Source organism: Streptomyces sp. NPDC002054 (assembly GCF_040296685.1).
Classification (GTDB): domain Bacteria; phylum Actinomycetota; class Actinomycetes; order Streptomycetales; family Streptomycetaceae; genus Streptomyces.
Window position 1 is genome coordinate 192014 of sequence record NZ_JBEOXT010000002.1, and the last position, 21589, is coordinate 213602.

Consider the following 21589-nt stretch of genomic DNA (forward strand, 5'->3'; position numbering starts at 1 on the left):
CTTAGAGTAGCCTTACCTAACTATCTGACCATCTCCGGAGGACACGCATGCTCACAGGGGGTCCCACCGGAGGCGATGTCCTCCGGCGCGCGATCGGAGGCCAGCGACGCCGCGTCGCCTGGGCCTCGGTTCTCGGCATGGCACACCAGGGCGGCGAGGCGATGGTCCCCGTCGTCATCGGCGTGGTGATCGACCGGGCAGTGGCCACCGGCTCCTCGGGGGCCCTGGTCCGCTGGCTGGTTGTGCTCGCCGTCCTGTTCCTGGTGCTGTCCACCTCCTACCGCATCGCCGCCCGGATCGCGGAGCGCGCCGGCGAAGAAGCCGCCCACCGGCTCCGGGTGGACCTCGGCGCCCGGGTGCTGGACCCCCGCGGCGGCGCCGAGGCGGGCCGGCTCCCCGGCGAGCTGACCAACATCGCCACCGACGACGCCCGGCGGGTGGGGACGGTGGCGACCATGCTGCCGTTCGGCGTTGCCGCGCTCGCCGGCCTGGTGATCAGCGCGATCGCGCTGCTCCGCATCTCGGTGCCGCTCGGTCTGCTCGTCCTCCTCGGCATCCCGCCCCTGCTGTGGCTGGGCCACCGGATCAGCATGCCGCTGGAGCAGCGCAGCGAGGTCGAGCAGGACAAGGCCGCGCACGCCTCCGGTGTCGCCGCCGACCTGGTCGCCGGACTGCGCGTACTGAAGGGCATCGGCGCCGAGTCGGCGGCCGTCGCCCGCTACCGGCGGACCAGCCGGGACTCCCTCGCCGCCGCGCTGCGCGCCGCCCACAGCCGGGCCGGCCACGAGGGCGCGGTCCTCGCCCTGACCGGCCTGTTCATCGCCGGCATCGGCATTGCCGGGGCGTACCTGGCCATGCGCGGCAGCATCAGCGTCGGCGACCTGGTGGCGGCCGTGGGCCTGGCCCAGTTCCTGCTCGGCCCCTTCCAGACCCTCACCTGGGTCAACGCCGAGTTCGCGCAGGGCCGCGCCTCGTCCCGCCGGATCGCCGAGGTGCTCGACGCGCCGCCGGCCGTCACCGCGGGCGAGCAGGCACTGCCCGCGGCCGTGGGCGGCGGGCTCCGGCTGCGCGGAGTCGGGTACGGGGCGCTGACCGGGGTCGACCTGGACGTCCGGCCCGGGGAGTTCCTCGGCGTGGTCACCCGGGATCCGGCCGTGGCCCGCGACCTGCTGCTGTGCCTGGCCCGGGAGGCCGATCCGGCCGAGGGCACCATCGAACTCGACGGGGTGTCACTGACCGGGCTGGACCCGGCCGATGTGCGCGCCGCGGTCCGGGTGGCGCACCACGACGCCGCCCTGTTCGAGAGCACCCTGCTCGACAACGTCCGGGCCGGCGCCGGTACCGGCGCGGACTCGCCGGCCGCCGACGCCCCCGGTATCGAGGCCGCGCTGCGCGCCTCCGCCGCCGACGACGTCGCCCGCACCCTGCCCGACGGGGTGGACACCCTGCTCGCCGAACGCGGCCGGTCTCTCTCCGGCGGCCAGCGGCAGCGGGTCGCCCTCGCCCGGGCGCTCGCCGCCGACCCGCCCGTCCTGGTCCTGCACGACCCGACCACCGCGGTGGACGCGGTCACCGAATCGGTGATCGCCGCCCGGCTCCGCGAAGTCCGCAAGGGCCGCACCACCGTCCTGGTCACCACCAGCCCCGCCCTCCTGACCGTCACCGACCGGGTGGTGGTGCTGGACGGCGGCGCGGTGGCCGCCGACGGGCTGCACGCCGAACTCGTCGCCGCCGACGAGAGCTACCGCACGGCGGTGCTGGCATGACCGCCCCGCACGACACCAAACTGGGCCGGCCCACAGACGACACGGACGAGACGACGGACGACACCATGAGCCCCTCCCCCACGGCAGCCGCGGCCGGCCGCGACCTGCTGCCCGTGGCCACCGGCGCCCGGACGGTCGCCGCGCTCCGCGCCATGCTGCGCGGGCACCGCCTGCTGGCCGGCACCGCGTTGGCGGTCCTGCTGCTCGGCACCGGCATCGGCCTGCTGACCGCCCCCCTCCTCGGCCGCATCGTGGACCTGGTCGTGGAGCAGAAGGGCCCGGACGCACTGACCGTTCCGCTGGTCCTGCTGGTCGTGGTCGCCCTCGGCCGCGGTGCCGCCACCGCGGCCGGCAGCGCCCTGGTGGCGCGGCTCGGCGAGACCGTGCTCGCAGCCCTGCGCGAGCAGTTCGTCGAGCGGGCCCTGCGGCTGCCGCTCGAACGGATCGAGCGGGCCGGCTCCGGCGACCTGGTCTCCCGGGTCACCGGCGACGTCACCCTGATCGCCCGGTCGGTGCGGCAGGCCCTGCCCGAGTTCAGCCGGTCGGTGCTCACCATCACCCTGACCCTGGCCGGACTCGCCGTCCTGGACTGGCGGTTCCTGCTCGCCGTACTGCCTGCCGTGCCGGTGCAGATCCTCGCCGTGCGCTGGTACCTGCGCGGGGCCGTCCCCGTCTATGCCGCGCACCGGGTTGCCACCGGCGCGCTCCAGCACCAGCTGCTGGACAGCGTCGGCGGCGCCCGGACCGTACGCGCCTTCCGGCTCGACCGCGAGCACACCGGCCTGATCGAGCAGCGCTCCCGGTCGGCCGTCGACCTCTCGCTGCGCGGCATCCACCTGGTGACCGGGTTCTTCTCCCGGCTCAACCTGGCCGAGTTCCTCGGCCTGGGCTCGATCCTGGTCACCGGGTTCTTCCTGGTGGACAACGGCTCGGTGAGCATCGGCACCGCCACCGCCGCGGCCCTCTACTTCCACAGCCTGTTCAACCCGATCAACGCGGCCCTGGTGCTGCTGGACGACGTGCAGTCCGCCGGGGCGAGCCTGACCCGCCTGGTCGGGGTCTCCGAACTGCCCGCCGAGGCCGAGCCGGAGCGGCCCGCCGAGCCGGCCGACGGCTCGGTGGAGGTCTCCGCGCTCCACCATGCGTACGTGGACGGGCACCCGGTGCTGCGGGAGGTGGACCTCACGGTCCGGCCCGGGGAGCGGGTGGCGCTGGTCGGCGCGAGCGGCGCCGGGAAGACCACCCTGGCCAAGCTGATCGCGGGCGTGCACGAGCCCTCGCAGGGCACGATCGCCCTCGGCGGGGTGGACTCCCGGGACCTCGGCCCGGCCGGGCTCCGCAAGGCCGTCACCCTGATCAGCCAGGAGGTCCACGTGTTCGCCGGGCCGCTGGCCGAGGACCTGCGGCTGGCCCGGCCCGAGGCCACCGACGAGGAGCTGCACGCGGCGCTGGCCGGGGTCGGCGCGCTGGAGTGGGTGGCGGCCCTGCCCGAGGGACTCGCCACGGTGGTCGGCGAGGGCGGGCACCAGCTGACGGTCACCCAGGCCCAGCACCTGGCCCTGGCCCGGCTGGTCCTCGCGGACCCGCCGGTGGCGATCCTCGACGAGGCCACGGCCGACGCGGGCAGCGCCGGCGCCCGCACGCTGGAGTCGGCCGCCGTGCAGGCCCTGGAGGGCCGCACCGGGCTGATGGTGGCCCACCGGCTGCCGCAGGCCGCAACGGCGGACCGGGTGGTGGTCCTGGACCAGGGCCGGATCGTGGAGACCGGCTCGCATGCCGAACTGGTCGCCGCCGGCGGGCGGTACGCCGCCCTGTGGGCGGCCTGGTCCGACAGCCGCCGTCCCCAGGACCCGCCGCCGGCACCCCGCATCCCCACCCAGGGCTGATCCGCCCCCCCTTGCCCCGGCCCTCTTCCCCTAAACCCCCGGGGGGAAGGGGCCGGCCCCTTTTCCCGCCGCCGGCCGGAGCATCACCCGCCCGGCGCCTGCACCGCCGCCGGTATTTCCGCCGCGGCCCGGTACCGCCCCGGGGTGGTGCCAAACTCCCGGCTGAAGGCGTGGGACAGGGCGTACGGGGTGCCGTAGCCGACCCGGCGGGCGATGGCGGCCAGCGGATCCCGGGTGTCGCGGAGCAGCCGGGCGGTGACGGTCAGCCGCCACCAGGTGAGGTACGCCATGGGAGGCCGGCCGACCAGGGCGGTGAACCTGCGGGCCAGGGTGGGCCGGGAGACGCCCGCCCGCGCGGCCAGGCGGTCGTTGGTCCAAGGAGCGGCCGGGTCCGCGTGCAGCGCCCGCAGGGCGGCGGCCACCACCGTGTCGCCCAGCGCGGCCGGCCAGGCCCCCGTCCGGGCGTCCGCCGTCCAGGCGCGGATCATGTAGACGAGCAGGAGGTCGAGCAGGCTGGGGACCGCGATGCCGGACCCGGGCCGCCCGGCGTGCAGTTCCCGGCCCAGCAGGTCGATGGCGGCGCGCAGTTCGGGGTGGCTGCCCGCCCGGTTCGGCAGGTGGACGACGGCCGGCAGTTCTGCCATCAGCGGGTGCACCCGGCTGCGGTCGGTCCGGTATTTGCCGCACAGGAGCTCCACCCCGCCGACGGCTCCGCGGTCGTCCGGCTGCTGCCTCGACGCCGCGTACCACCGGTTGTAGGGCACCGGCTGCCGCAGGGCCGCCGGGTCGGCCCGGTCGTCCGCCATCACGTGCCCGGTGCCGTGCGGCAGCAGTACCGCATCCCCCGCGCCCAGCACGACGGGTGAACCGCCGTCGGCCAGCAGCCGGCAGCCGCCTTCCAGGACCACGTGGAAGCCCGCGCCCTCGTACGGGTCGAGCCGGGTGCACCAGCTCCCGCCCACCCGCACCCGGTCGGAGGAGGGCCGCCCGACGCGCATGGCGGAGATCGCATCACTGACCACGTCCACCGGGTCAGGCTACGACGCCGTCCGGGCGAGCTCGGCACCGGGATGAGACGCAGGCGTATCCGAACGAGCAGCCAAGGCATCGAGAGTCTCGGCAGTCGCTTCTAACGTCGGGAGCATGACGCATCAGAACGTGCAGCGCATGACGCTGGGGAATGTCGAGGTCATCCGGATCGTCGAGTGGCGGGGAGCGTTCGGGCCCGCCCGGGCACTGGTCCCGGAATCCGGCGCCGAGGTCTGGCGGGACCACCGGGACCGGCTGGCGCCGGACCACTGGGATCCGGAGGGCGACCTGGCGGTCATGGCGCTCCAGACCTGGGTGCTGCGCAGCGGCGGACGGACGGTCCTGGTGGACACCGGGGTGGGCAACGGGCGCGAGCGGCCCGGCACACCGCAGTTCCACCACTGGCAGGGCGACTTCCTCGGCGGCCTGGCGCGGGCCGGCATCCGCCCGGAGGAAGTGGACACTGTGGTCAACACCCATCTGCACGCCGACCACGTGGGCTGGAACACGCACGGTGCGGACGGCGAATGGGTGCCGACGTTCCGCAACGCCCGATATCTCATACCGGCGGCCGACGACCGCCACTTCGGTCCGGACGGCGGGTACGGGGGCGGCCGGTCCGAGAACGACCGGCTGGTCTACGAGGACAGTGTCACGCCCGTGCACCGGGCCGGGCAGGCCGTGCTGTGGGACGGCTTCCACCGCATCGACGAGCACCTCACCCTGGAATCCGTCCCCGGCCACACCCCTGGCTCGGCCGTGCTGCGGCTCGACTCCCGGGGCGACCGGGCGGTCTTCGTCGGCGACCTGCTGCACAGCCCGGTGCAGATCCTGCGCCCCGACTGCAACAGCTGCTTCTGCCTGGACCCGGCGCAGGCGGCGGCCGGCCGCCGCCGGATCCTCGCGCGGGCCGCCGCGGAACGGGAGCTGGTGGTCCCGGCGCACTTCGGTGGGCCGGGCGCCCTGGAAGTCCGGGCGGAGGGCGAGGGCTTCACGCTCGGTCCCTGGGCGGCCTACGGACCGGAATAGCCCGAAGGCTCCCGGGAACCGCCGTAGGGCGGTTCCCGGGAGCTTTCGGTTGGCAGGGCCGGGGGATCAGGCCTGCTGCTGGGCGGCGATCAGGCTGGCCGGGCGCAGGTCCGTCCAGTTGGCCTCCACGTAGGAGAGGCAGGCGTCCCGGGTGTCCTCGCCGAAGACGGTCCGCCAGCCCGCCGGCACCTCGGCGAAGGACGGCCACACCGAGTGCTGGTTCTCGTCGTTGACCAGGACCAGGAAGCTGCCCTGCGGGTCCTCGAACGGGTTGGTGGTCATGCGTTTTCACTCCTCATGGACATAACGGTGAACAGCTCCGAGAGCGGCTGTCCGGGGTTGGCCGCCACATGGCGCAGCAGCGCGTGAAGTTCGTCGGCGAGCTGTCGGGCCTTGGCCCGGCCGAGCAGGTCGGTCGCGTGGATCAGCTCGCAGTGGACCGGCCCGTCGCCGCGCGGCTCGTAGAAGCTGAGCGTGAGCTCCGCCTTCGCCGAGCCCGTCGGCACGGCGTGGAACGCGCCCACGCCGCCTTCGAGCTGCCCGAGGTCCGCCTGCTCATGGTGGATCACCATGACCTGCGGCCCTTCGTCGGGCAGTGCGGTGGCGCGGACGACCGCGTCGAACGGGACGTCCTGCCGGTCCAGGGCGTTGAGCGTGGTCTCCCGCACCCGGCCCAGCAGTTCGGCGAAGGTGGGGTCCCCCGCCGTGTCGGTGCGCAGCACCACGGTGTTGAAGAAGCAGCCGACCAGGTCGGCCAGCTGATCGTCACCGCGGCCGGCCACCATGGTACCGATCGGCAGATCGGTGCCTGCGCCGTGGGCGGTGAGCAGGGCCGACAGGGCCGAGTGCAGCACCATGAACATGCTGGTGCCGGTGGCCTGCGCCAGGGCGTCCACCTCGGCGTGCAGCTGCTCGTCCAGGACGAAGGAGATGTAGTCGCCGCCGGGGCCGCGGACGGCCGGTGCCTGCGGGCGCGGCCGGTCGCCCGGCAGGGCCAGCTGCTCCGGGATGCCGTCCAGCTGCTGCTGCCACCAGGCGAGCTGGCATCCGCCGAGGCCGGCGGGGTCGGCGAGGTCGCCGAGCACCCGGTGGGCCCAGTCGGAGTAGTCGGAGTACGTGACCGGCAGCGGCTCCCACTCGGGGGCCCGGCCCTGCTCCCTGGCCTCGTACGCGGAGGTGAGGTCGCGGAACAGCGGCACCACGGACCATTCGTCGACGGCCAGGTAGTGCGCGGTCAGCAGCAGTGCCTGGGCGCCGCCGGGGCCGGTGAGCAGCCGGGCCCGGAGGGGGGCCTCCAAGGTCAGGTCGGGGTGGAGCGCGGCGAGTTCGGCGAGCCGGGCGTCGAGGTCGGCGCAGCTCTCCTGCTCCAGCGCCGGGTGCGCGGCGGGCTGCCGGTGCACGGTGCCGTCCCGCTCGGTGAAGCGGGTGCGGAGCGGCTCGTGGCGGGTCACCACGTCGTCGAGGGCGGCGGCCAGGGCCGCGGCGTCCAGGGCGCCGGGTGAGCGGAGCACCAGGCCGTGGTCGAAACCGTCCCAGCGCCGGTACGCCGACCACTGCCAGCGCTGTACGGGGGCGGGGGCGGGCTCTTCGCCGGCGGCGCGGGGGCCGGCCGGGAGCAGGGCCGGGCGGGCGGCGGCTGCGCCGTCGAGCTTGGCGGCGAGGCCCGCGACGGTCAGGGCGTCGAAGACGTCGCGGATGCTGAGCTCCACGCCGAACTCGGAGCGGATCCGGCCGAGCAGGCGCATGGAGGCCATGGAGTGGCCGCCCAGGGCGAAGAAGTTGTCGTGGATGCCGACCTCGTCCAGCTGGAGGATCTCGCCGAACAGGTCCGCCAGCCGGGCCTGGGTGGCGTTGGCCGGGCGGGTGTCGCCGGTCATGCCGGACCAGTCGGGCGCGGGCAGCGCCTTGTGGTCGAGCTTGCCGTTGGGGGTCAGCGGCAGCGGGCCGTCGAGCGGCACCACGAGGGCGGGCACCATGTACTCCGGCAGCTGCCCGGCGACGTGCGCCCGCAGCTCCTGCGGGTCGAGTGCGCCGCCCTGCTCCGGGACGACGTAGCCGACGATCCGGACGATGTCGCCGGCCCGGTCGGGGACGACGGTGGCCTGGCTGACGGCGGGGTGTCCGGCGAGGGCGGCCTCGATTTCGCCGAGCTCGATGCGGAAGCCGCGGATCTTCACCTGGGTGTCAACCCGGCCGAGGAAGTCCAGGTTGCCGTCCCGGCGCCAGCGGGCCCGGTCGCCGGTGCGGTACATCCGGCTGCCGGGGGCGCCGAACGGGTCGGCGACGAACCGCTCGGCGGTCAGGCCGAACCGGCCGAGGTAGCCGCGGGCCAGGCCGCGCCCGGAGACGTACAGCTCGCCGACCACGCCGGGCGGAACGGGCTGGAGGCGGTCGTCCAGGACGTAGGCGAGGGTGTTGGGGTCCGGGATGCCGATCGGCACCCGGGCGCCGGGCCTCAGCTGTGCGTCCCGGGACGGCCAGAGGGTCGAGTTGACGGTGGCCTCGGTCAGTCCGTATGCGCAGATCAGGTCGGCGGTGGCGCCGAACCGCTCGAACAGGTCCGGCGGCACGGTCTCGGTGCCGACCAGGACGGTCGACCCCTCGGGCAGTTCGCAGCCGGCCGGCAGGGCGGACACCAGGGACGGCGGCAGGATCATGTGGCTGATCTCGTGCTCGGCCAGGAAGTCCGTGAGGGCCGGTCCGGCGACGCGCGCCTCGTCGGTGATGAGGACGAGCCGGCCGCCGTGGCAGAGCGCCATGGCGAGTTCGAAGACGAACACGTCGAACCCGATGGAGGCGAACTGCAGCACGCTGCTGTCGGCCTCCAGGCCCATCCGGTCGACCGCGGTGGCGACCAGGCTGGAGATGCCCTCGTGCGGGACCACGACGCCCTTGGGGCGGCCGGTGGAGCCGGAGGTGTAGATGACGTACGCGGCCTGGTCCAGGACCACCTGCGGGGCGGGCACAGCGGTCTCCGGCAGCTCCGCCAGGGCGGCGGCGGTGCCGGGCCCGTCGAGCAGCAGGACCTGTACACCCGTGTCGGGGATCTTCCCGGCGACGGTCTCGGTGCCGACCACCAGGGCGGCCCGGGAGTCCTCGATCATGTAGCTCAGCCGGTCCCCGGGGTGGACCAGGTCGAGCGGCAGGAAGGCGGCGCCGAGCTTCAGGGCGGCCAGCACGGTGGCGATCATGTCCAGCGAGCGGGGTACGGCGACTCCGACCACGCTCTCCGGGCCGACGCCGTGCGCGGCCAGCAGGTGGGCGATCCGGTTGGAGCGGGCGTCCAGCTCGGCGTAGCTCACCGGGGTGGCGCGGTCGACGACGGCGACCGCGTCGGGCCGTGCGGCGGCGTGCCGGGCGAACAGGGCCGGCAGCGACAGCTCGTCGACCTCGCGGGGGGTGCCGTTGAAGCCTTCCAGGACCAGCCGGCGCTCGTCCTCGAGGAGCAGCGGGGCGGCGGACACCGGCAGGTCGGGGGCGGCGGCGAGGGCGCCGACCAGGGCGGCCAGGCGCTCGCCGAGGCGTTCGGCGGTCTCCTGGTCGAACAGCTCGGTGGCGAACTCCAGCCGGCAGACCAGGGAGCCGGCCTCGCCGTCGGCGGCGGTCTGCTCGGTGAAGCTGAAGACCAGGTCGAACTTGGCGGAGCTGATCCGGAAGGGCACGTACTCCACGCCCAGTCCGGCCAGTTCCAGTTCGCCCTCGGTGCGGGCGTGGTAGCCGACCATCACCTGGAACAGCGGGTTGCGGGCCAGCGAGCGGGTCGGGTTCAGCTTCTCCACGACGGCCTCGAAAGGCACGTCGGCGTGGGAGAAGGCGGCCAGGTCGGTGTCGCGGACCCGGCCCAGCAGTTCGGTGAAGCTGGGGTCGCCGCTGAGGTCGGTGCGCAGCACCAGGGTGTTGACGAAGAAGCCGACCAGGTCGTCGAGGGCCTCGTCGCTGCGGCCGGCGATGGGCGAGCCGAGCGGGATGTCGGTGCCGGCGCCGATGCGGTGGAGCAGGGTGGCGACGGCCGCGTGCACCACCATGAACATGCTGGCGCCGTTCTCCTTGGCCAGCCGCTTCAGGCCCTGGTAGGCCGCGCCGTCGAACTCGATGTCGAGTTCGGCTCCGGTGAAGGCCGGGCGGGCCGGGCGGGGCCGGTCGGTGGGCAGCTCCAGTTCCTCGGGGGCGCCGTGCAGGGTGGTGTGCCAGTAGTCCAGCTGCCGGGCGGCCAGGCTCTGCGCGTCGGCCGGGTCGCCGAGCAGCTTCTGCTGCCACAGGGCGTAGTCGGCGTACTGGACCGGGAGCGGCTCCCAGTGCGGGGCCGTGCCGGAGCGGCGGGCGGCGTAGGCGGCGGCGAGGTCGCCGAGGAAGGGGCGGTCCGACCATTCGTCGGTGGTGATGTGGTGCAGGAGGATCACGACGACGTGCTCCTCGGGCGCCACCTCGATGACGGTGGCGCGCAGCGGCAGTTCGGTGGCCAGGTCGAAGGGGCGGTTGATGGCCGCGTCGACGAGGGCTGCGGACTCCTCCTCGGCGGCGCGCAGGTGCTCCACCGGCGGGTGGGCCTGCCCGGCGGGCAGGACCCGCTGGTACGCCCGGCCGTCGCGCTCGGCGAAGACGGTGCGCAGGGCCTCGTGGCGGTCCGTCACATCGGCCAGGGCCGCCCGCCAGGCGTCCAGGTCGAGGGTGCCGTGCAGCCGCATGACCAGCGGGAAGTTGTAGGCGGCCGAGGTGCACTCGATCTGCTGGATGACCCACAGGCGCTGCTGGGCGTGGGAGAGCGGCAGTTCCTCGGGGCGCTCGCCCGCGGTCAGGGCGGGGCGTCCGGAGGCCTGGGCGCCGGCCGCGCGTGCCACCAGCTCGGCCACGGTCGGGGCCTCGAAGAGGTCGCGGATGGCGAGTTCCGCCGAGAGGGCGGTACGGGCCCGGGCGACCAGGCGGGTGGCGAGCAGGGAGTGCCCGCCGAGCTCGAAGAAGTCGCTGTCGATGCCGACGCTGCCCTCGGCGAGGCCGAGCACCTCGGCGTACAGCGCGCAGAGGGTCTCCTCCTCGGGGGTCCGGGGGGCCCGGCTGGTGCCGGGGCCGGCGAACTCGGGGGCGGGCAGGGCCTTGGTGTCGAGCTTGCCGTTGACGGTCAGCGGCAGGGTGTCCACGGCCATCAGGGCGGCCGGGACCATGTAGTCGGGCAGGGCGGCCTTGAGGTGGTCGCGCAGGCTCTGGACGAGGGTCTCGCCGCGCTCGGTGCCCTCCTCCGGGACCACGTAGCCGACCAGGCGCTTGCCGCCGGCCTGCTCGGCCACGATCACGGCGGCGTGGGCCACGTCGGGGTGTCCGGACAGGGCGGTGGCGATCTCGCCGAGTTCGATCCGGTAGCCGCGGATCTTGACCTGGTCGTCGGTGCGGCCGAGGAAGTCGATCAGGCCGTCGGGGCGCTGCCGGACCAGGTCGCCGGTGCGGTACATGCGCTCGCCGGGGGCGCCGAACGGGTCGGCGACGAACCGCTCGGCGGTCAGGCCGGGCCGGTCGTGGTAGCCGCGGGCCAGGCCGGTGCCGGCGATGTAGAGCTCGCCGGGGCTGCCGGGCGGGACCGGGCGCAGCATGGCGTCCAGGACATAGCCGCGGGTGTTGCGGATGGGGCGGCCGACGGTGGGGGTGGGGCTGTCGGCGGTGGAGCCGCCGAGGGTGTTGATCGTGTACTCGGTGGGGCCGTACAGGTTGTAGCCGTAGGTGCCCTCGGTCTCGGCGAGCCGGGTCCAGACGGTGTCGGAGACGGCCTCGCCGCCGAGCAGGACCAGGGCGGGGCGGTGCTTGCCCGCCGCCTCGTCCTGGTCGAGCAGGCCCTCTTCGATGAGGAGCTGGGCGTAGGTGGGGGTGACGTTGACGACGTCGACCCGGTTGCGGTCGCAGTAGGCGACCAGGGCTTCGGCGTCGCGGCGCAGTTCCTCGTCGCAGACGTGCACCTCGTGGCCCTCGACCAGCCAGAGCAGTTCTTCCCAGGACATGTCGAAGGCGAAGGAGACGGTGTGCGCGATGCGCAGGCGTCGTCCGCCGGCCGCGGCGATCGCCGGGTCGAAGACCTCCACCTGGTGGTTGAGCTGCATGTTCGTCAGTCCGCGGTACGGGGTGACGACGCCCTTGGGCTTGCCGGTGGAGCCGGAGGTGTAGATGACGTAGGCCGGGTGCTCCAGCCGGTCGGCGACCGAGTGCGCGAAGGCGGGGCGTTCGGCGTCGGTGATCTCGTCGCCGGGGAGGGCGGCGAGGGCGGCGGCCACGGCCGGGTCGTCCAGGGCCACCTCGGGGGCGAGCGGGCCGGTTTCGGCGCGCAGGGTCGGGGCGACCGCGGTGGTGGAGAGCAGGCACAGCGGCCCGGTGTCCTCGACCATCAGGCGGAGCCGGTCGGCCGGGTGGTCGAGGTCGAGCGGCAGGTAGGCGGCGCCGGTGCGGAGCACCGCGAACAGGGCGACGACCATCTCGATGGAGCGGGGCAGCGCGAGCGCCACGGTCCGCTCCGGGCCGGCCCCGCGGGCCAGCAGCAGCCGGGCCAGCCGGTTGATCCGGGCGTCGAGTTCGGCGTACGTGAGGGCGGTGTCGCCGAAGACGAGGGCGACGGCGTCCGGGGTGCGGGCGACCTGTGCGGCGAGCATGTCGGCGACGGTCTCGTTCGGGACCGGCTCGTTGCTGGCGGCCCAGGCGGCGGTCAGCGCGGCGTGCTCGTCGGGCAGCAGCAGGTCCAGGGCGCCGACCGGGGCGGTGAGGTCGCCGAGGAGGCGCTCCACCAGGGTCCGGTAGCGGTTCAGGGTGGCCGCGGCCTGGTCGTCGTCGATCAGGTCGGGGCGGTACTCCAGCTTGAACTGGACCCGCTCGGCCGGGTTGACGATCAGGGTCATCGGGTAGTGGGTGGCGTCGACGCTGCCCACTCCGGTGATGCCGTGCCGCTCGGTGAGCTCGCGGAAGGCGCCTTCGTCGGCGAAGTTCTGCAGCACGTACAGGGTGTCGAAGAGGACGCCGTGGCCGCCGGCCCGCTGGAGCTCGGCCAGGCCCAGGTACTCGTGGTCCATCAGGGCCATGCGCTCGGACTGCACCCGGCGCAGGAGTTCCGCGACGGTCTCCTCGGGGCGCAGGGTGATCCGCAGCGGCACGGTGTTGAGGAACATGCCGATGGTGGTGTCGGCTCCGGGCACCTCGGCGGGGCGGCCGGCGACGGTGGCGCCGAACACCACATCCTCGCGGCCGACGGCGGCCGACAGGACCAGCGCCCAGGCGGCGGAGAGCACGGCGTTGATGGTCAGGCCGTGTTCGCGGGCGGAGGTGCGCAGCCGGTCGCTGAGGTCGGCGCCGAGGTCCAGGGAGTGGCGGCGCGGGATGGTCGGCTCACCGCCCCGGCCGCGGGCGACCAGGGTGGGCTCCTCGAGTCCGGCCAGGGCGGTACGCCAGGTGGCGCGGGCGGCGTCGAAGTCCTGCCCGTCGAGCCAGCTGAGGTAGTCGCGGTAGCTGCCGGGGGTGCGCAGGCCGGTGTCGTCGCCGGCCGCCGCGTACAGGGCGAGCAGCTCGTCCAGGAACAGGGACTGGGACCAGCCGTCCCAGGCCACCAGGTGGTGGCTGAGCATCAGGCGGTCGGTGTTCTCGGTGAGCCGGATCAGCTGGAGCCGGAACAGCGGGGGCCGGTCCAGGTCGAAGCGGCGCAGCCGGTCGGCGTCGGAGATCTCGGCGAGCCGGGCCTGCCGCTGCTCCTCGGTGAGTCCGGTCAGGTCGGTCTCAGTGAGCGGGACGGGGACCTCGGCGGCCGGGCCGACGAACTGCACGGGGGCGGTCAGGCCGTCGGAGGTGATGCCGGCGCACAGGCTGGGGTGCCGGGCGAGCAGAGTGGCGCAGGCAGCGCGCAGCCGGTCCAGGTCCAGCCGGACACCGAAGTCGAAGCAGTCCTGGGCGGTGTAGACGTCCAGGCCGTCGGTGTCGTAGCTGGCGTGGAAGTGGATGCCCTCCTGCAGCGGGGACAGCGGCCAGATGTCGGCGACGGGGACCGGGCTGACCTGCTCGATCCGGTCGATCTCGGCCTGGGTGAGGCGGACGAGCGGCAGGTCGGACGGGGTGAGGGCGCGGGTGGTCGAGCCGGTTCCGGCGGCCTGGGCGATGAGTTCGCGCAGGGCGTCGGCCCAGGCCAGGGCGAGGGCCTGGACCTCGGGCTCGGCGAGGCTCTGCCCGGCGGGCCAGGTCCAGGTGGCCCGCAGTTCGGGGCCGTGCGGGGTGTCCGCGCACACCGCGTTGATCTGGAGCGGGTACGGCATGGCGAGGTCGGCGTCCGGTTCCACGGCCAGTGCGTCGGACTCGGCGGCGGGCGCCCAGTCGACGGTCTGGTCGGCGGGCAGCCGGCCGAAGTAGTTGAACAGCACCTGGGCGGTGGACAGCTGGGCGAACACCGGGGCGAGCTGCGGGTTGAGGTAGCGCAGCATGCCGTAGCCGGCGCCGGAGTCGGGGGCCGAGCGGACGGCCTCCTTGACCAGCTTGAGGGTGTCGAGTGCGGTGTGGGCGGCCGTATCGGCGGCGGCGGGCAGCCGGACCGGGTGCAGACCGGTGAACCAGCCCACGGTGCGGGACAGGTCCAGACCGGTGCCGTCACGGCCGTGGCGCTCGAGGTCGACCAGCAGGTCCCCGGAGGCGTTGCCGCCGCGGTCGGCGTGCCAGCGGGAGGCCGCCAGGCGCAGGGCGGCGAGCAGGACCTCGGTGACGTCGGCGCCGGCGGTGGCCGGGACCGCCGTCAGCAGGGCGCGGGTCTCCTCGGTGGACAGGGTGACGGTGTGGTCCTGCGCGGATCCGGCGGTGCCGGTCCGGCCGGCGCCCGGGACCAGCTCGGCGCCGGGGGCCAGGGTCTTGGCCCAGTACGGGAGTTCGGCCTGCCGCTGCGGGGAGGTGGCCTGCTCGGCGACCTCCCGGGCGAAGCGGCGCAGCGAAGACGGGACGGGCTCCAGCTCGGGCTGCTGCCCCTGGGCGACGGCCGCCCAGGCGGCGGCGAGGTCGCCGAGGAGGACCCGCCAGGACACGCCGTCGATCACCAGGTGGTGGACGACGAGCAGCAGCCGGCCGGGCACGCCGGTGCCGGCGTCGAACCAGACGGCCTGGAGCATGGCTCCGGTGTCGGGGTCGAGGCGGCCGGCGGCGGCGTCCGACTCCCGGGTGATCAGGGCGCGCAGGGCGGCCTCGTCGAGTCCGGCGGCGTCGACGCGGTGCAGCAGGGCGGCGGCGTCCACGCTGCCGGCCGGGGTGGTGACGGCGGACCAGAGGGCGGGGATGGCCGGGCCGAGGTCCATCCGGGTCAGGCTCATGCGCAGGCCGTCGTGGTGGTCCAGGACGGTCTGGAGGACCCGGGTGAGGGTGGCGGTGTCGGCCGCGGCGGGCGACTGGAGCAGCATCGACAGGTTGAACCGGCCGATGGCTCCGCCGTCCTCGCGGAGCTGGTGGACGATGGGCAGCAGGGTGATGTCGCCGACGCCGTCGGTGTCGGCGGCGGGTGCGGCCGGGGTGCCGGCGGAGCCGCCCGCGGCGGCGGCGAGGGCGGCCGGGGTGCGGTGTTCGAACACCTCGCGGGGGCTGACCTGCAGTCCGGCCTTGCGGGCCCGGCTGGCGACGGACATGGAGAGGATGCTGTCGCCGCCGAGCATGAAGAAGTCCTCGTCGGCGTCGACCTCGTCCAGGCCGAGCACCTCGGCGAAGATCGCGCAGAGCTGCTGCTCGCGGGACTCGAGTGTGGTGCGTCCGGCCTTGCGGCGGACCTCCGGGGCGGGCAGCGCCTTCAGGTCAATCTTGCCGCCCGGGGTGAGCGGCAGCGCGTCGAGGGCGACGAAGTGGCTGGGCACCATGGGTGCGGGCAGCTTGCCGGTCAGCGCGGTGCGCACGGCCTCGGTGTCGAAGCCGGCCGCGGTCGCGCCCGGGGCCGGGACCAGGTAGGCCACCAGCTGCTTGACACCGCGCTCGTCGTCGCGGGCGACGACCACCGCATCCCCGACGGCCGGCTCGTCCCGCAGTCGGGCTTCGATTTCCCCGAGTTCCACTCGGTTTCCCCTGATCTTGACCTGGTGGTCGGTGCGCCCGAGGTAGGTGAGCACGCCGTCGCCACTGAACTGGACCATGTCTCCGGTGCGGTACATCCGCGCACCCGGACCGCCGAACGGGTCGGCGACGAACCGCTCCGCGGTGAGCGCGGTGCGTCCGTGGTAGCCGCGGGCGAGTTGGGCGCCCGCGATGTAGAGCTCTCCCGGCTCGCCCGGGGCCACCGGGCGCAGATACCGGTCGAGGACGTGGAGCTGGGTGTTCCACACCGGGCGTCCGATGGGCACGGTGCCCTCTTCGCCGGGCTCGGCTCCCGCCTGCCAGCTGGTGACCTGGATGACCGCCTCGGTGGGCCCGTACACGTTGTGCAGGGGGACGCCGGTGCGCTCCTGCCAGCGGCGGGCGAGCGGCACCGGGAGGGCCTCGCCGCCGCTGAACGCCCGGCGCAGGCTCGCCCACCAGGGGGCGCCGGCCACCTCTTCGGCGAGCAGTGCGGTGAAGAGGGAGGGCACCAGGTCGACGTTGGTGACCTGCTCGGCGCGGATCAGTTCGGCGAGATACGCCGGGTCGCGGTGGCCGTCCGGCTTGGCGATGACCACGGTGCCGCCGGTGAACAGCGGTACGAAGATCTCCTGGACGGAGGGGTCGAAGCTGGTCGAGTACTGGTGCAGCACCCGCTCGCCGGGGCCGAAGCCGAACCGCTCGGCGGTCCAGGCCAGCTGGCCGACGACGCCCCGGTGCGGTACGACCACGCCCTTGGGCAGGCCGGTGGAGCCGGAGGTGTACATCACGTAGGCGGCGCCGTCCGGGTCCACGGGCGCGAGGGCGGTGCCCTCGGGCAGGAGCGTGACCGCCCGGGGGCCGTCGAGCAGGACGGGGGTGACCGTGTCGAGGGCGGGCAGCTTTGCCAGGGACGCCTCGGTGGCGACGACGGTGCGGGCACCGGAGTCGGACAGCATGTGGCGGACCCGGTCGGCCGGGTAGTCCACGTCGACGGGCAGGTAGGCGGCGCCGGCCTTGAGGACGCCCAGCAGGGCGGTCAGGGTCTCGGCGGAGCGGGGCACGGCGACGGCGACCACGGACTCGGCCGACACCCCGGCGGCGGCGAGCCGGTGGGCCAGCGCCTCGGCGCGGGCGTCGAGTTCGGCGTACGTGGTCCGGCCGCCCTCGTGGATCAGGGCGACGGCGTCGGGGGTCCGGCGGACCTGCTCGGCGAAGGCGCCGTGCACGGTCGTGCCGGGCATCACGTGGGCGGCCCCGGCGAGGCTGACGAGCGTGTCGCGCCGTTCGGCCTCGGACTGGGCGGCGAGCCGGCCGACCGGCAGTTCCGGGTCCGCGGTCAGCTGGGTGAGCAGGGAGCGGAGCCGGCCGGCGAAGCGGGCGGCGGCGGTGGCGTCCAGCCGGGCCGGGTCGTGGTCCAGCTGGAGCCGGAGCCGTTCGCCGGGGAGCACGGTGAGGGCGAGCGGGTAGTGCACGGAGTCGCGGATCTCGGAGCCGGTGATCCGGACGAGGCCCTGGGGGTCGGCGGGTTCGCCGGCCTCGGGCAGGTTCTCGACCACGACGAGCGCGTCGAACAGGTCGCCGCGGCCGATGGCCCGCTGGATCTCGGCGAGCCCCACGTGCTGGTGGTCGAGCAGGTCGGCCTGGCCGTCCTGGAACCGGGCGAGAACCTCGGCGAGGGGCTGCTCGGGGCGCCAGCCCAGCCGGGCGGGCACGGTGTTGATGAGCAGGCCGACCAGGGTCTCGATGTGCTCGACGGGGGCCTGCCGGCCGGACACGGTGGTGCCGAGGACCAGGTCGTGGGAGCCCACGACATCGCCGAGGACCAGGCCGAAGGCGCCCTGGACGGCGGTGGAGAGGGTGAGTCCGAGGCGGCGGACCCGGGCGGTGAGCGCCTCGGTCTCGGCGGCGGTCAGGTCCAGGGTGATCCGGCCGGTGCCGGCCTCGGCCTCGGCCGCGTCGGCGGCGCGGACCGGCAGGCCGGCGGGCGCGTCGAGTCCGGCCAGGGCCGTGCGCCAGGCCTCGCGGGCCTGTTCGCGGTCGCGGCCGGCCAGCCAGCCGGTGTAGGCGCGGTAGGCCGGGTCGGGTGCGGTGGCCGTGGCGGGGGTGCCGGGCCGGTAGCCGTCCAGGAGTTCCCGCATGACCAGGGAGACGGACCAGCCGTCCACGATGATGTGGTGCATGGTCAGCACCAGCAGGGAGCGCTGGCCGTCGAGCCGGACCAGGGCGGCCCGCATCAGCGGCGGGGTGCCGAGGTCGAAGCCGTGGTCCCGTTCGGCGCCTGCGATCTCCGCCACGGCGGCGGTCTGCCGGGCCGGGTCGAGGCCGGTCAGGTCGTCGAACCGCCAGGGCAGTTCGACATGGGCGCCGATGACCTGGACGACCGGGCCGTCCGGGTGCTGGCGGAAGGCGGCGCGCAGCAGCGGGTGCCGGTCGAGCAGGCGCTGGACGGCGGCCCGGAGGGCTTCGGGGTCCACGTCGCCGGCGAGTTCGACGGTGTCCTGGACGGCATAGCCGTCGGCTCCGCCGCGGTCCCGGTCCATGGCCGCATGGAAGAAGAACCCTTCCTGCAGCGGGGTGGCGGGAACCACGTCCAGCAGTTCGCCGACGCCGGCGGCGAACTCGGCCCGGTCCTCGGCGGTCAGCGGGACCAGGGAGAACGGCTCGGGCAGCGCGGCGCCGGCCTGCGGCAGCTCCGGGGCCTCGCCGGCGGCACGCGCCAGGGCGGCCACCGTACGGAGGCGGAACACCTCGCGGGGGCTGATCGCGAGGCCGGCCGCCCGGGCCCGGGTGACCAGCTGGATGGCGACGATGCTGTCGCCGCCGAGCTCGAAGAAGCTGTCGTGGATGCCGACCGAGGGCAGCCCGAGGACGTCGGCGAACAGGCCGGCCAGGGTGGTCTCGGCCGGGGTGGTCGGGGCCGCGTCGCCGGTCATGGCGGTCCACTGCGGCTCGGGCAGGGCGCGGGCGTCGAGCTTGCCGTTGGGGGTGAGCGGCAGCGGGCCGTCCAGGCGGACCACGGCCGAGGGCACCATGTAGTCGGGCAGGCCCTGTGCGGCCTCGGCGCGGGCGGCGGTCACGGCCGCCTCGGCGCCGGCGGTGTCCAGGGCGGCGTCGGCGACCAGGTAGGCGACGAGCCGCTTGGCGGCGCGCTGGTCCTCGCGGACCAGGACGGCGGCCTGGGCGATGCCGGAGCAGGCCATGAAGGCGCTCTCGATCTCGCCGGGTTCGATGCGGTGGCCGCGGATCTTGATCTGGCCGTCGGCGCGGCCGAGGAAGTCGAGGTTGCCCTCGGCGGTCCAGCGGACCCGGTCGCCGGTGCGGTACATACGGGTGCCGGGCTCGCCGAAGGGGTCGGCGACGAAGCGCTCGGAGGTCAGGCCGAAGCGGCCGAGGTAGCCGCGGGCCAGGCCGCGCCCGGCGACGTACAGCTCGCCCTCGACACCCACCGGAACCGGCCGCAGGGCGGAGTCCAGCACGTAGGCGCGGGTGTTGGGGTCGGGCTCGCCGATCGGGACCGGGCCCTGGTGGCCGGCCTCGGCGACCCAGAGGGTGGAGTTGACGCTCGCCTCGGTCAGGCCGTAGGCCACGACGATCTGCAGGCGGTGGGACCAGCGGGCGATGAGCTCGCTGGGCACGGCCTCGGTGCCGACGACGAGGACGGCACCCTCGGGCAGCTCGCAGTCCTGCGGCAGCGCCGACACCAGCGAGGGCGGCAGGATCATGTGGGTGGCCCGGTGCTCGGCTATGTAGTCGGTGAGCGCGGGGCCGGCGACGCGGCGTTCGGTGGGGACGACGATGATCCGGCCGCCGACGCACAGGGACATGATCAGGTCCCAGACCGTCACGTCGAAGCCGACGGACGCGAACTGGACGACCCGGCTGTCAGGGGTGATGCCGATGCGTTCGGTGGCGGTGGCGATCAGGCTGCCGACCCCGTCGTGGGGGACGACGACGCCCTTGGGGCGGCCGGTGGAGCCGGAGGTGTAGATGACGTACGCGGCCCGGTCGAGCGGGATGTCCTGGCCGGGGGCGGCCGGGTCCTGCGCGGCGAGGGCGGCGGCGGTCTCCGGGTCGTCGAGCCGGAGGAGCTCCAGGCCCGGGAGTGCGGGGAGGCCCTCGGCCTGTTCGCGCGCGGTGACGACGGTGCGGGCACCGGCGTCCTGGAGCATGTAGGCGAGGCGGTCCTGCGGGTGGTCGGAGTCCAGCGGTAGGTAGGCGGCGCCCGCCTTCATCACCGCGAGGAGGGCGGTGACGAGCTCGGGCGAGCGGGGCAGCGCCACGCCGACGACGTCCTCGGCGCCCACGCCGCGGGCGGCGAGCAGCCGGGCGAGCCGGTTGGCGGCGGCGTCCAGCTCCGCGTAGGTCAGTTCGCGGTCCTCGCAGACCAGGGCGACGGCCTCCGGGTTGCGGCGGACCTGCGCTTCGAAGGCGGCCGGCCAGGACAGCTCGGGGGACTCGCTCGGGGAGGTGCCGAAGTCCTCCAGCAGCCGGGCGCGTTCGGCGGCGGTGGTGAGTTCGAGGTGGCCGATGGGCCGGCCGGGCTCTGCGGCGAAGGCGTCGAGGAGGGTGCCGAAGCGCTCCTGGTGGGCGACGAGGCCGTCCTCGGTGCACTGGTCGGCGTCCGCGTCGAAGAGGATGCGGACGGCGCCGCGGATGGATTCGCCGACGCTGACGGCGAGGTCGCTGGTCGCGCCGAGCCACTGCGGGCGCAGGTCGGAGGAGTGGTCGCGGAAGCGCAGCCAGTCGGTGCCGGGCAGGATGTTGACGGTGGGTCCGACGAGTTCGGCCACGCCCTCGACCAGGCCGAGTTCCTTGGCCAGGTCCTCGGAGCGGTAGCGGCCGTGGGCGACGGCCTCGGCGACCCGCTCGTCGGTGTGTGCCAGCAGCTCGGCGACGGTCATACCGGGGCGCACGGCGAGCCGCAGCGGCACGATGTTGGAGACCATGCCCGGGACGCCGAGGATGCTGCGGTCCTGCCGGCTGGTGACGGGCAGGCCGAGGACCAGGTCCTGCTCGCCGGTGGTCCGGTGCAGGTAGGCGGCCACGGCGGCGATCAGGAGCCGGGACACCCGGACCCCCGAGGCCTGGGCGGCGGCCTTGAGGCGGCCGGTGTCGGCCACGGAGAGTTCGGTGGTGCGCCGGTAGCGGTTGAAGATGAGCTTCCGGCCGGGTTCGACCAGACGGACCGGCTGCGGCCGGTCCCCGAGGCGGTCCAGCCAGTACGCACGGTCGGCGGCGTACTCCTCGGAGGCGCGGTAGGCCTGTTCGGAGGCGGCGAGCCGGGTCATGTCCCAGTCGACGGGGGTGACCGGCCGGGCGTCGCTGTAGATCTCGCCGGCCCGGCGGGAGAGCAGGCCGATGCTCAGGCCGTCGATGACGAGGTGGTGGTAGCACTGGTGCCACAGCACCCGGTCGTCGGCGAGCCGGAGCAGGGAGTGGGAGAACAGTGGGCCGTCCGCGAGGGCGAGGGGGCGGGCGCGGCGAGCGCTCATCCACTCCCAGGCCGCGTCCTCCGGATCGGCTTCCGCGCGCAGGTCGACGAGGGGGATGTCGACGGCGTGGCGGCGGGGAAGCTGGCGGGGGCTGCCGTCCTCGGTCGTCTCGAAGACGACGTGCAGGCAGTCCGCCTCCTCGACCACCTGCCGCACGGCGGCGGTCAGGCGGTCGAGGTCGACGTCACCGCGCAGTTCCAGGGTGAACGAGACGTTGAAGGCCGAGCTGTCCGGCTCGATCTGCTGAGCAAGCCAAATTCCGGATTGCCCACCGGTGACGGGTGCCCCGGCGGCAGAAGTCCGGTCCGACTCGGCGTCAAACATCGTTCAGAAGGCCTTTCCCTGGTCGTGCGTCAGT

Annotated in this window: 6 protein-coding genes; 3 read left to right on the forward strand and 3 right to left on the reverse strand. The window is 74.6% G+C overall.

Annotation, left to right across the window (positions count from 1 at the left end; genetic code table 11):
• The first annotated feature begins 47 nt into the window (after window positions 1–47).
• Together ABT123_RS02520 and ABT123_RS02525 are read left to right on the forward strand one after the other, a co-directional pair.
• A complete protein-coding gene (locus ABT123_RS02520; protein ID WP_351308617.1) occupies window positions 48–1766 on the forward strand; it encodes an ABC transporter ATP-binding protein in 1719 nt (572 codons plus the stop codon).
• A complete protein-coding gene (locus ABT123_RS02525) occupies window positions 1763–3652 on the forward strand; it encodes an ABC transporter ATP-binding protein (protein ID WP_502970836.1) in 1890 nt (629 codons plus the stop codon). The genes ABT123_RS02520 and ABT123_RS02525 overlap by 4 nt, the downstream gene beginning before the upstream one ends.
• Window positions 3653–3735: 83 nt before the next feature.
• Here the strand turns inward: ABT123_RS02525 and ABT123_RS02530 are convergent, their stop codons facing one another.
• Entirely contained in the window at window positions 3736–4680 is a 945-nt protein-coding gene (locus ABT123_RS02530) for an AraC family transcriptional regulator (RefSeq protein ID WP_351308620.1), read from the reverse strand.
• Window positions 4681–4795: 115 nt separating this feature from the next.
• Here ABT123_RS02530 and ABT123_RS02535 point away from each other — a divergent pair, with 115 nt between their 5' ends.
• A complete protein-coding gene (locus tag ABT123_RS02535; protein WP_351308623.1) occupies window positions 4796–5710 on the forward strand; it encodes an MBL fold metallo-hydrolase in 915 nt (304 codons plus the stop codon).
• A 66-nt stretch (window positions 5711–5776) separates the two neighbouring features.
• Here ABT123_RS02535 and ABT123_RS02540 read toward each other — a convergent pair whose 3' ends face one another.
• Window positions 5777–5992 carry an MbtH family protein gene (locus tag ABT123_RS02540; protein WP_150211068.1) on the reverse strand — a complete coding sequence of 72 codons (216 nt, stop codon included), beginning with the start codon at window positions 5990–5992 and terminating at the stop codon, window positions 5777–5779.
• Complete coding sequence (locus tag ABT123_RS02545; RefSeq protein WP_351308626.1) at window positions 5989–21555, reverse strand: non-ribosomal peptide synthetase; 15567 nt, start codon at window positions 21553–21555, stop codon at window positions 5989–5991. The genes ABT123_RS02540 and ABT123_RS02545 overlap by 4 nt, the downstream gene beginning before the upstream one ends.
• Between the last annotated feature and the right edge of the window lie 34 nt (window positions 21556–21589).